The 11707-nt window shown below is 73.0% G+C and carries 7 protein-coding genes; all 7 read left to right on the top strand.

The annotated features are described in order from the left end of the window. Positions 1-2 precede the first annotated feature (2 nt). Genes NQZ70_RS47235 through NQZ70_RS47205 form a run of 7 tightly spaced genes read left to right on the top strand, consistent with a single transcriptional unit; the run spans position 3 to position 11640 of the window. On the top strand, positions 3-2555 hold the full coding sequence (locus tag NQZ70_RS47235; RefSeq protein WP_272827084.1) for a phage tail protein: 2553 nt from the start codon (positions 3-5) through the stop codon (positions 2553-2555). Positions 2556-2585: 30 nt separating this feature from the next. Then, complete coding sequence (locus tag NQZ70_RS47230; RefSeq protein ID WP_129580088.1) at positions 2586-3197, top strand: hypothetical protein; 612 nt, start codon at positions 2586-2588, stop codon at positions 3195-3197. Positions 3198-3200: 3 nt separating this feature from the next. Beyond that, positions 3201-3386, top strand: a complete 186-nt coding sequence (locus NQZ70_RS47225) for a hypothetical protein (RefSeq protein WP_129580087.1) — start codon at positions 3201-3203, stop codon at positions 3384-3386. A 12-nt stretch (positions 3387-3398) separates the two neighbouring features. Next, a complete protein-coding gene (locus NQZ70_RS47220) occupies positions 3399-4331 on the top strand; it encodes a hypothetical protein (RefSeq protein ID WP_129580086.1) in 933 nt (310 codons plus the stop codon). Positions 4332-4369: 38 nt separating this feature from the next. Continuing rightward, the gene (locus NQZ70_RS47215) at positions 4370-5968 is read left to right on the top strand and encodes a hypothetical protein (RefSeq protein ID WP_129580085.1); all 1599 of its coding nucleotides are present in this window, start codon (positions 4370-4372) and stop codon (positions 5966-5968) included. Between the two features lie 6 nt (positions 5969-5974). Beyond that, positions 5975-7369 carry a hypothetical protein gene (locus NQZ70_RS47210; protein ID WP_129580084.1) on the top strand — a complete coding sequence of 465 codons (1395 nt, stop codon included), beginning with the start codon at positions 5975-5977 and terminating at the stop codon, positions 7367-7369. Next, the gene (locus NQZ70_RS47205; RefSeq protein ID WP_129580083.1) at positions 7366-11640 is read left to right on the top strand and encodes a hypothetical protein; all 4275 of its coding nucleotides are present in this window, start codon (positions 7366-7368) and stop codon (positions 11638-11640) included. The genes NQZ70_RS47210 and NQZ70_RS47205 overlap by 4 nt, the downstream gene beginning before the upstream one ends. Positions 11641-11707: the final 67 nt, after the last annotated feature.

The raw sequence follows: 11707 nt of genomic DNA, 5'->3' as shown, positions 1-11707 counted from the left end.
CGATGGACGCGAACCTCCAGCGGCCGTTCCTCCTGGCCGACGACGAGCACTGGGCCAGGGTCGGCGATCCGCCGGGCGTGCACTACGATCGCGCCCGCAGGGTCCTGCGCCTCTCGTCGGCCCGCCGGGGGCTCTCGTGGCAGGAGGACGCGGACCGCGCCCGCTCCCTGGTCGAGCGCACCCCCGGCTCGATCGACCGCTTCGGCACCCGCGCCCGCTGGGATTCCGTGGGCCGGCGCGTGGTGGCCACGGGCGCCTTCCCCGACGAGGTGACGATCTACACGCCGGAGCCCTCGGTCCTCGTCCACGACGTGGCCGTCGGCCACGACGACGTGCTCTACCTGGCGGCGGGCGGGGTCATCCTCAAGGACCTGCGCAACCGCTGGGAGCCCGTGACCCTGCCGCTCGCGCCGCTGAGCGCCTGGCGCCTCGCGCCCATCCCGACCGGGGGCGTGTACTGCCTGGACCGGGTGCTCTACCGGATCGCCCGCGTCACCGGGCTCCCGCAGCGGTCGCGCGCGGCCTTCGCGTACACGCCCGACACCTTCCGCCCCAAGACGGACGATCCCGATCCGCCGCGCGCCCAGGAGCTCCCCGGGGCCACGTGGCCGAGCGCGGAGTGGCCGGTGGCGATCGCCTGCAGCCCCGAGGGGAGGCTGGCGCTGCTCACCTGGGTGCCGGACGCCGACGCGCACCTGCGGATCCTGGGCGAGGACGACCGGCTCGGCGCGCCCGCGCGCCTGCGCGGCGTCCGCTACCCGTACGGCATGGTCTGGGTGGGGAGCGACAAGGTCGCGGTGCTCGTCGCCCGCAGCGACGCGCAGGGCGCCGAGGAGGCGCCCGTCTATCCCGTGGCCGCGGGCGCCCCCGTGGCCGCGGGCGCCCCCGTGGCGGCGGGCGCGGGCGCGGTGGACCCGGTGGGCGACCTCTACCCGCTCCGCGGCCTGTCGCCGTCGCGCGCGGACCGGCCGCTCGCGGCGTGGCCGATGTTCCTGCACACGACGCTGCCGACGCCGCAATACGCGACCCCCGAGGGGCCGCGGCCGCTCGTGCCGATCTCGTGGCCGAGCTTCGCGGTCGTGGGGGAGGCGCGCAACGACCTCGGCCACCGCGTGATCGACGGCGGCGACGCGCAGGCGGTCTGGCATCGCATCTACCTCGAGGCGGCCATCCCGCCGGGGTGCGGGGTGAAGGTCCTGCTCGCCGCGAGCAACGAGCGCGCGGTCCCCGGCCCGGAGGCGGCGTGGCACGAGCACCGCTTCGGCGCGGTCGCGGGCGACGCCGCGCCCGGCGTGCCGCAGGGCGTGTGGCTCTCGCAGCCCTCGGAGATCCCGTTCCACCCGGGGCTCCTGCCGTGCGAGCGGCGCCCCCACCGCGCGGGGACGTGGACCGCGCTCGTCCAGCGCCCGCAGTTCCGGGTGCGCTCGCTGGTCGGGCGCTACCTGTGGGTGCGGATGGAGCTCCACGGCGACGGCCGGAGCACCCCGGAGGTCGCCGCGCTCCGCGTTTACGGCGGCCGCCGCTCCTACGTGAAGAGCTACCTGCCCGAGCTGTACCACGAGCAGGTCTTCGGGCCCGACGCCGACGCCCACGGCCCCGACGTCACGGCCACGCCGGCGGACTTCCTGGAGCGGTTCCTCGGGAATTTCGAGGGGATCCTCACGCCGATCGAGGATCGGATCAAGCACGCGTGGCTCCTCACCGACGCCTCCGGGGCGCCCGAGGAGGCGCTGGAGTGGCTGGCGAGCTGGATCGGCTTCACGTTCGCCGCCGCGGTCCCGGTGGAGCGGCGCCGCGCCTTGCTGCAGAACGCCATGGAGCTCTACCGGCGGCGCGGCACCCTCGACGGCCTCCGGCTGGCGCTCGACCTGGTCACCGACGGCGGGGTCGAGCGGGGCGACATCGTGGTGTTCGAGGACTTCCGGCTGCGGCGCACGTTCGCGACCATCCTCGGCGCCAACCTCGTCGACGTGGACGACCCGCTCCTGCCGGGGCTCTCCGTGAGCGGCAATTCGTTCGTGGGAGATACGTTGTTCCTCGGCGACGAGAACAACAAGGAGTTCTTGGCGCTGTTCTCGGCCGATCTCCCGGTCACGCCGGCCGAGGCGTCGGCCGTGGCGGAGCTCTTCGATCGGCTGGCGCACCGCGCGACGGTGCTCGTGCACAACGAGGTGAATCCGCAGGACCTCGGGCTCATCCGTCAGATCGTGGATCGCGAGGCGCCGGCGCACGTGGCCGTGCAGGTGCTGACGGCGAGCCAGCGGTTCCTTGTGGGGATGTCCTCGCTCGTGGGCGTCGACACCTACCTTGGCCGCAAGCCCGGCTTGCGGCCGGTGCGCGTGGACGCGAGCCGGATCGGGGTGCGCGACCGGATCGAGCACCTCCCCAGCCTGGATCCGCGGCTGGGCCACTCGCCGTCGTCCATGCAGCCCATCGCGCGCGTCGCGCCGGTCCCGCCGCGGGAGTTCGGCGCGCCGCTCACCCTCGACGGCTCGGCGTCGCGGGCCGCGCCGGGGCGGCGGCTGGTCCGATACCATTGGATGCTCCGGCGGTGAGCGGAGCGCACGGCGAGGAAGGCGGGCTTCATGGCCAATTTCGAGCAGAACAAACCGATAGAGACCGTCGAGAATCACGTGGAGATCACGCCGACGAACGGCCGGTTGCTCCAGCCGGGGCTGCACGTCTTCCAGCTCGTGGTGGAGGACCAGGCCGGCAATCGCTCCGCGCCCGCGAGCATCGAGGTCATCATCCGCGACACCACCGCGCCGACCGCCGTCCTCCGGCTCGTGGTGCCCCAGAAGGAGAACCCCGACGCGTGGCCGGAGGCGGGGAAGCCGTTCGAGCTGTCGGCCGAGGGGTCGAGCGACTTCGGCGGCGGCCCGATCGTCAAGTATATCTGGACCCTGGTCTCGGCGCCGGTCAAGACCAGGACGCCGCCCCTCGTCGTCGATCCGCCCCTCGTCATCGATCCGCCGGTGGTCAGGCCGCCCGTCGAGCCGCTGACGCCCGTGGTGGTCAATCCTCCGGTGGTCAGACCGCCCGTCGAGCCGCTGACTCCTGTGGTGGTCAATCCGGCCGTCGTCAGGCCGCCTGTCGGTCCGATCAACCCACCCGGCCGCGATGCGCTCATCGGCGTGCCGCGTGACGAACCGATCGTCCAGCCCGGCGTCCCGCCCCGGCGGCGCGAGGATCGCTAGGCCATGGTCGTCCTCGAGATCAAGCCCGACGAGACCAAGGAGACGGACGACCCGCGCGTCCAGCTCACGCTGCGAGACGGCGTTTACCGCTTCCAGCTCGTCGTGGAGGACCAGGCGGGGAATCAGAGCAAGCCGGTGGAGCTGGACGTCGTGGTCCGAAACCCCGTTCGGTCGCCCTTTCCGCAGTGACGAGGAGACACGATGAGCACGCGTCCCGACAGCCTGGACCAGCCGACCGATCCAGACCGCGTCTTCTATGAGCAGGGGGTCATGCTCGACAAGGAGGACTTCCGCGCCGAGCAGGACTACCACCGCGGCCGCCTGGCCCGCGCCCTGGCGTTCCTCGACGGCAGCGGCACCGTGGCGGGGCTCGAGGTCACCATCGTCCCGCCGGCGGAGGAAGGCCTCGACCCCGACGCGGAGGAGGTGCACGTGGCGCCCGGGCTGGCGCTCGATCGGATCGGCCGGCTCGTCGAGGTGCCGAGCATGCCGAACGCCCTGCCGGGGCGCTGCATCCGCCTGAGCAAGTGGCTGGAGTTCCAGGAGGCGGGCCGCGCCAAGGATCAGGCAGGCTTCGAGCGATCGGAGCGGCTGCGGAAGGCCTTCCACCCCGACGGCGACCCCGGCGCCGCGCCGCCCGCGCCGGGGCACCTGATCGTGGACGTGCTCCTCCGCTTCGCCGCCTGCGGCCGCGGCAAGACGCCGGCGTTCGCGGCGGGGCCGTTCGACGCGCTGGACGCGGTGCAGCCGTCCCGCATCCGCGATGGATTCGAGCTCGCGCTCGTGCCGCGCGAGGAGGCGGAGCCGCCGCTGCCGCAGAGCTACTGGGCGGAGGTCGCGTCGCTGCCCCAGGCCGAGCGGGCCGCGCGGCTGCGCCAGCTGATCTTCGGCGCCTGGGACCGCTTCCGCCCGCGCAAGCGCAGCGACCCGTTCGCGAACGACCCTGTCGTGCCGGACTGGCTCGATCCCCAGAACGACAAACACTGGCTCTTCCTGGCGCGGCTCCGCATCCCGTGCGCCGACGGGGGGATCGACCGTCCGGCGGTGCGAGACGCGACCCGCCCCGTGGAGGTCCGGAACGACGATCGCGCCTTCGTCTACACCGCGGCGGCGCTGGCCCAGCTGCTCATCTGAGGCGGGAGAGGGCCCGGGAGGCCCCACAGGAGGCGTGGATGATCGACGTAAAAGCTCTCTTCACCCCGTTCCGCAGCCTCGCCCGGTTGAACCTCGATCACCTCGACGCCCGGGAGATCGAGCGATACCGCCGGGCGGGGACCCTGGTGGTGAACCCGGCGCGGCGGCGCCCGCGCTACTTCGACGGCCGGTTCCTGGCCGCCCACGACCTCACGCGAGAGCAGGACTATTTCCTCGACCGCCAGGCCGATCTGGCCCGCGCCACGGGGCCGGGCGTGCTCCACGGGCTGATGGTCGCGCGGGTGGACGACACGACCGTCTCCATCTCGCCCGGGACCGGGGTCACCCCCGCCGGCCAGCTGGTGGTGCTCCGCCGCGACGACGACACCGCGGGCGGGCTCGTCGTCAACCTCGCCGACGTCACGCGGATGATGCAGCTCGACCGGGCCTTCCACCTCGACGGGGTGCCGAACGAGCCGCCGCGGCGGCGGTCCGGCCTGTTCGTGCTGGCGCTGCGCCCCGTGGAGTTCACCGCCAACCCGATCTCCGCCTACCCGACCTCGGTGAACGAGCGGCGGGCCGTCGACGACGGCGAGATCATCGAGGCGGTGGCCGTGACGCTGGTGCCCTACCGCGACGATCACGCCGAGCTGGACCCGCTGCAGCAGCGCGCCCACGCGGCCCGCCGCATCTTCGTCGAGCGCGCGGCGGGGGGCGTGCCCGCGGAGGCGCTGCCCCTCGCGATGGTCCACCTCGATCGGGGCTTCGTGATGTGGATCGACGTCGACATGGTGCGGCGCGAGGTCGGCGGAGAGCACGCCGGCGCGGCGGGGTTCGGCCTCGCCCCGCGCGGCCTGCGCGAGGCCTACGTGCTGCAGCAGGAGGCTCACCTCGTCGAGGCGATGAACGAGCGCAGGAGTCGCCCCGGCGGCCTCCACTTCTCGGCCGCCGAGGTGTTCCGCGCCCTGCCGCCGGCCGGGCAGCTGCCCTTGAAAGCCGTGGAGCGGGCGGGAGACCTGCGCTACACGCAGAGCTTCTTTCCGCCGCAGATGCCCTGCGCGATGGCGCTCGTGCCGGACGACGAGGTCTCGGCGCTGGTCGACGAGGCGCTGTGGCTGCCGCCCATCGATCTCATGGCGCCGCCCGGGGATCTGGATTTCACCAGCATCCTGGTGCTCGTCCCGGCGCCGCGCGAGCTGCTCGGGAACGACCGCCGCCGCCTCACGGTCGAGCTCTCTCCGGCGGCGCCCGGCGTGCTGATCCGGCGGCAGCCGGTGGACGTGTTTCGCAAGCTCCTGCCGCGCCTGCCGATGACGGCGGCGCGCGGGCTCGGCACGCCGGCGGTGCGCCCGCCGATCGCTTCTGGCCCCGACCGCGCGCTCGAGGGGGAGGACGCGGAGCGCGATCGCGAGCTCGACCTCCGCTGGCAACAGGCGCTCGACCGCGCGGCCGCCCTGGGCGAGCGCCTCTGGTACGTGCGCCGCCGGACGCTCCAGGGTCGGCACCTCGGCCTCGTGCCGGGGTCCGACCCGCCTCGGTTCGCGGATCCCGCCCGCGAGGACACGGTGCCGGCCGACTTCCGCGCCGACGAGTCGCACCCCGTCTCCGCCACGACACCCCCTCCGCCGGAGGAGTAGGCCGCCATGACCTCGCTTGTTGACTCCACCCTCGGTCCCGATCGCGCGTCGCTGGAGGATCTCTCCCCCGGCGAGATCCACGACATGGAGCAGGAAGGGACGCTCGTCGTCGACGCGCGGCGCGCCCGCTCTCACTACTTCGACGGCCGCTTCCTGGCCGCGCGGGATCTGCTCCGCGAGCAGACCTACTCCCTGTCGCGCCAGGCCGATCTCTCGAGCGCGGGCGCCTCCGGGGTGATCCGCGGGCTCGAGGTGCGCGCCGCCTCCGGCCGCCGGCTCGCGATCTCCGGGGGCCACGGCGTCACGCCCGCCGGCGAGCTCGTGGCGCTCGACGCGGCCATCGTCGTGGAGGTGGACGACGTGAGCGAGCTCGCGCAGCTCGACGCCTCGTTCGGCCTCTCGACCGCGCCCGCGACGCCGCCCTCGGCGCGCACGGGCCTCTACGTGCTCGCGCTCCGGCCCGTCGAGTACGTGACGCGATCGATCGTCAAGTACCCGACGACGGTGGACGGCAGGCGCTCGAGCGAGCTCGCGGACATCGTGGAGGGCGTGGCGCTCACGCTCATCGCCTACCGCGACGACGCGGCGGAGCGCGACCCCTGGAAGCAGCGCTCCCATGTCGCGCGGACGATGTTCCTGGAGCAGGCCGCCCGCGGGATCCCCCCGGAGACGCTGCCGCTGGCGATGATCTCTCTCGAGCGCGGTTACGTCCGCTGGGTCGATCCCTACCTCGTCCGCCGCGAGATCGGCGCCGAGCACGGCGGCGTGGTCGGCTTCGGCGTCGCGTCCCGGGCGCTGCGCGAAGCCCACCTCGCCCAGTACGACGGCCAGCTCCGGGAGCTCGTGGCCGAGCGGCAGGCGCGCGGCGGGCTGCGCTTCGCCGCCGCGGACCACTTCGAGGTGCTGCCCCCCGCCGGCCGGATGCCGGCGGCCGCGATCGATCCAAAGGACTTCACGCAGCACTTCTTCCCGGCGCAGATGGCCGTGGACCTGAGCATCGTCACCGAGGACGAGGTCACCGTGCTCGTCGAGGAGAGCCTCTTGCTGCCGCCCATCGACGTCCGCGGCGACGCCGAGGATCTCGACTTCACGACCCTCCAGGTGCTGATCCCGATGTCGCGCGCCTCGCTCCGGCGCCTGCGCCTCGAGACGACGCCTCGACCGCTGCGCCTCGTGCCGCCGCTCCTGGTCCGTCGCAAGCCCATCGACGTGCTCAACGCCCTCACCCGCAGGGCGCCCGCGCCGATCGCCATCGTCACGGCGGATCCCAGGGCGCCGATCGAGGCTGCCTGGCGCGAGGCCCTGGCCGCCGTGAGCGACCAGCTGCTCTGGTTCGTCCGGCGCCGCACCCTCGAGCTGCGGGCCACCGAGCTGTTCGCTGAAGGGAGGAGAGAGAGATGAAGGTCACCCCCATCGAGAATCCCCTGGCCGGCGAGCGGGTGGTGGCCGTGCATCCCGCCCTCGCGCCGCAGGTGGACGGCGGGTGGCGCCGGCGGCTCCACCTGTACACGGGCCGCACGCTCAGCGACACCGCGCTCCAGGCCGAGCAGCAGGGGCGCGCGGGCCGCCTCGCCACGCTCGGGCAGGTGCTCTCGCCCGGCGTGGTGACCGGGCTCGAGATCGATCTCGAGCTCCGCGCGCCGTCGGAGTCGGCGCCAGAGGGGCGCGCGTTCCTGCATGTGGCGCCCGGGATGGGCCTCGCGCCCTCGGGCGAGGACGTGGTGCTGCCACGCGCCCTGCGCGTCGACGTCGCCCACCTGCGCGCGCCGCCGGGATCGTTCGGGACCTCGCCCGACGACGCGTCGCCGCGGATCCCGCCGGGCACGAGGCTCGGTGTGCTCGTGATGCAGCCCTCCGTGGTGCGCGGCGCGGGCAACCTGGATCCGACGAACCCCTGCGATTACGACGAGACCGAGGGCGCGTTCGCCGACGAGCAGACGATCGACGCCGCGCGGCTGCTGCTGCTCCCCTGGAACCCGGGCTGGGCCGAGCTGCCGGAGAGCGGCTCTGCCTGGCGCAACCAGATCGCCTTTGCGATCTTCGAGCTCGAGCGGCTCCAGGGATCCGAGGATCAACACCCCTGGGAGGTCTTCGGCGTCCCCATCGGCCTCCTGGCGTTCGAGGACGCTGTGCCCGTGTGGGTGGACCGTTACTCGGTCGTGCGGCAGGGCGGCAAGGCCAAGCGCCGGCGGCCCTTCGTGACCCACGACGCGCTCCGCACGGGGACGCCTTTCCTGTGGCAGGCGCGCATCCAGCAGTTCGCCGAGCAGCTCGCCGGCATGCCGCCCCTCGATCCCGTCTTCACGGGCCAGCACATCGCCCAGTTCGCCGCCCTGCCGCCGGCCGGGATGCTCCCCCGGGAGGCCATTTCCTTCGACCCGCTCGGGAGCGCGGCCAACCGGTTCTTCCCCGCTGGCTTTCGGATCAAGGCGGCGCCGCTGCCGCTCGAGCAGCTCGACCAGGTGATCCAGCGCTGCGCATCGCTCGCGCCGCTCGACACCGGGAGCGCCGAGGACGTCCTGGTGATCGCGCCGGTGCCCCAGGCCGTGTACGAGCCCAGGTTGCTGATCGAGGAGCAGGTTGATCCCATCTTCCAGCGCAGCATCGACTGGTTCCAGTTCGAGCGGCACGGCTGGCGCTTCCGTCGCGCGCTGCTCCGGCGCGATCACGCCGCGCTGGTCCGCGCCGCGGACGGCGACGAGACGGTGCCCGTCTATCCCGACCCGGATCCCGAGGCCCTCGAGCAGCCGGAGCTGCCGGCGCTCCCTGGCCGGCTGCCCGAGACGCTGCCGGCCCCCGCGACGCTCCAGGACTACCTGCGCGGCCTGCCGCCGCCGCCGGAGCCGAACGACCCGCCGACCCAAGCCTGGGAGGGCGAGGAGCGCTACGGCGTGGAGGGCGCCGATCAGGGCGTCGTCAGGGCGATGGAGGACCTGCGCGTCGCGCTCGGCATCACCGAGTACGAGGACGAAGACCCCGAGTCCGACCCCGGCGATTCAAAGCCGGTACCGACGAAGAAGGTCCGGCGCGGCCGGGTGTTCTCCAAGGAGGAGATCGACGATCTCGAGAGCGGCATGGGGCTCGACGCCTTCATCAAGAAGATCGAGGCCAAGCTCGCGAAGGCGGACGACACCATCGATTTCTCGTTCCTCAAGGGGCACGCGAACATCTACCGGCTGCGGCAGTTCATGCTCGGCAACATCGCCGCCACGCGTCTCGCGTCGTCGCCGATCCTCACGTCGATCGCCAAGGGCGCGAGCGCCGCCGCCGTGACCGACGAGGTGAACAAGTTCTATCTCTCGGTGAAGGGGAAGCCGCCGCCCGGCACCGTCGTGCCGCCTGGAACGGCCGCGCCGCCCAAGACCGGCGGCACGCCCAAGCCTCAGCCCAGGGACCTGGAGCGGCGCGAGGCAGCGCCCGTCGGTGAGGCGCCGAGCTCCCGGGTCTCCGGCGCGGTGACGAGCGCCTCGCTGGTGGGGTCGACGCTGGGCGCGAGCTCGGCGCGGCTCCAGCCGTCCGGCGCGGCGACGGCCGCTTCGCTGCTGGCGTCGGGCCGGGCCTCGAGCGCGACGACGAGCTGGACGTCGATCGCGGGCGCCCTGTCGGTCTCGCCGGGCGTGGTGTCGAGCTCGACGGGGATCCGTCCCCCAAGCGGCGTGGCGGGCGCCTCGCTGGTCTCGCCGGAGCTGTTCTTGACCCCGTCGGCGTTCCAGCCCGCGCCGTCCGCGACGCTCGACCCCGGCGTGATCGCCGACCTGATCACCGCTGGGGCCCTCCTCGGCGGTGGAGGGCTTCAGTTCCAGCCGTCCTCCGTGCTGCCATCCACGATCTACATGCCGCCGCCGCCGGCGCGGGACATCGTGCAGAAGGATCAGCCCATCGTCGGGGAAGGTGCCTATGACTTCCGGACGGTCAGCATCGCGGAGCGCATCGAAGCCTCGCCGGGGCGCGACTCCAAGAACTACGCGGTCGCGGCGCGCACCGAGGCGCTCGAGGCGATTCGACTGCTCAGCGACGAGAAGATGAACATCGAGGATATCCCGGTCTTCGGCGTGCCAGAGTGGGACAAGAATCGCCAGCCGCTGTTCCATCTGCCGTTCCTCAGCGTGAAGGGCGAGGAGATCGAGAAGGAGGAGGAGGGCGCGGTGGCGAACCCCCGCGCCGGGCTGGTCAAGCGGCTGCCCGCGCCGGTCAGCCTGGGTCGCGTCTTCAAGAGCAAGACGTTCGGCGGCATCGAGCGGATCCTGCGCGACCCGGCGGGCAAGGACGCCGACGAGGGCAACCTCTACTCGGACGCCGCGCTGATCGTCGAGCACGCGATCGCCACCTTGCGCGCGGTGGAGGCGCGCATCGTCGCGTATCGGGCCGATCTGGAGCGGTGCAGGCAGGCGCTCCGCGCGATCGACCAGAACAAGGACGCCGCCGCGAGGCGCCTCGCCGTGATCGGCGGGGAGCTCGGCGAGGTCCGGCACAAGCTGGCCACCACCCGCGCGCTGCTGCGCGACGAGCAGGATCGGGTCGGCCAGATCAACCAGCGCCGCGCCAAGGTCCTCGGCGAGCACCTGGGCTTCCTCGCCTACGTTCGCCCCCGCTTCGCCGAGGCGATGGTGGACGCGCCGATGTTGAGCCTGAACCCGGGGGTGTTCGCGGCCCCGGTCCCGGCCTGCCTGAACGCCCACTCGGACGCGCCCGAGGAGATCGATGAGATGGTGCAGCTCCTGCGCGAGGCGCCGGTGTCGTGGTTCACCGATGTCCCCCGGATCCTCGACAAGCTCGATCGGGTGGAGCTGCTCCACGGGACGCTGGCCATCGCCAAGATGCGCGCCCAGGTCGTGCGCGTGACCGAGGTGCAGCCAGCGACGTTCCGGCAGCGCGCGCTGCCTGGGCGCTTCGGGCAGGCGATCGTCAACGTGACCCAGGCGCAGCAGCGGGCCGTGGGGAACGTCCGCCTCCAGGTGGCGCAGCTCGACCTCGCCCGGTTCGTCGGCCTCGGCTGGAAGGAGACGCGCGAGCACGCCAAGCACGTGCTGTCGCTCGGCGACCTGATCGAGGCCAACCATGGGCGCTCGCTCGTCGCCGACGCGGCGGCGCGCGAGCTGTCGCAGATCGGCCGGATAGCCGGCTGCCTGCACGCCCAGGCGTCGGACGTGCTGCCCGCGATCCGCCTCGAGTGGGCCGAGCGGCTCAGCCAGTACGAGGGCGAGAACGTGAGCCTGCGCAACCTCGCGGCGCTCCCCCGGTGGGGCGAGATCCCCTATGTGGATCGCAAGGAGATCGAGGGGCTGGTCGACTGGCTGTACAGCCGGATCGACACCGCCCACGCGGAGGCGCTCGCCTGGATGAACGATCTCGTGCGGGTGTGCCTGCTGCTCGCCAGCCACGCGCCGGTCGACGAGATCATCGCCGGCGCGGTCGTCGACGACACGCCCGTGCATCCGGGCAAGACGGTTCCGGTCGCGATCGATCCGATCCGGGTGCGGCTCGGGATGAAGGTGATGTTCTTCAAAGGGCAGGAGATGGTCGCCCACGGGGTGGTCGAAGACCTTGTCGGCAACCAGGCCCGCGCGCGCGTCGCCGAGGCGAGCGCGCAGCTCGTGCTCCCCAAGGGGGCGACGGCGCGGTTCGTGGACCCGATGGCGCGGACGGCGCCGTCGTTTTTCCGAAAGGCGTAAGTGGGAGCCGCCCGCGCCAAGGAGCCGGACGCCGACATCCGTCTCGCCGGCCTCGACGTCGATCCGG

It is taken from the genome of Sorangium sp. So ce836, assembly GCF_028553905.1.
GTDB lineage: Bacteria > Myxococcota_A > Polyangia > Polyangiales > Polyangiaceae > Sorangium > Sorangium cellulosum_D.
This window is presented reverse-complemented; position numbering and strand designations above follow the sequence as displayed.

Coding starts and splice junctions, on each gene's coding strand:
- NQZ70_RS47235 (WP_272827084.1), top strand. CDS start 3: ATGGACGCGAACCTCCAGCGGCCGTTCCTCCTGGCCGACGACGAGCAC.
- NQZ70_RS47230 (WP_129580088.1), top strand. CDS start 2,586: ATGGCCAATTTCGAGCAGAACAAACCGATAGAGACCGTCGAGAATCAC.
- NQZ70_RS47225 (WP_129580087.1), top strand. CDS start 3,201: ATGGTCGTCCTCGAGATCAAGCCCGACGAGACCAAGGAGACGGACGAC.
- NQZ70_RS47220 (WP_129580086.1), top strand. CDS start 3,399: ATGAGCACGCGTCCCGACAGCCTGGACCAGCCGACCGATCCAGACCGC.
- NQZ70_RS47215 (WP_129580085.1), top strand. CDS start 4,370: ATGATCGACGTAAAAGCTCTCTTCACCCCGTTCCGCAGCCTCGCCCGG.
- NQZ70_RS47210 (WP_129580084.1), top strand. CDS start 5,975: ATGACCTCGCTTGTTGACTCCACCCTCGGTCCCGATCGCGCGTCGCTG.
- NQZ70_RS47205 (WP_129580083.1), top strand. CDS start 7,366: ATGAAGGTCACCCCCATCGAGAATCCCCTGGCCGGCGAGCGGGTGGTG.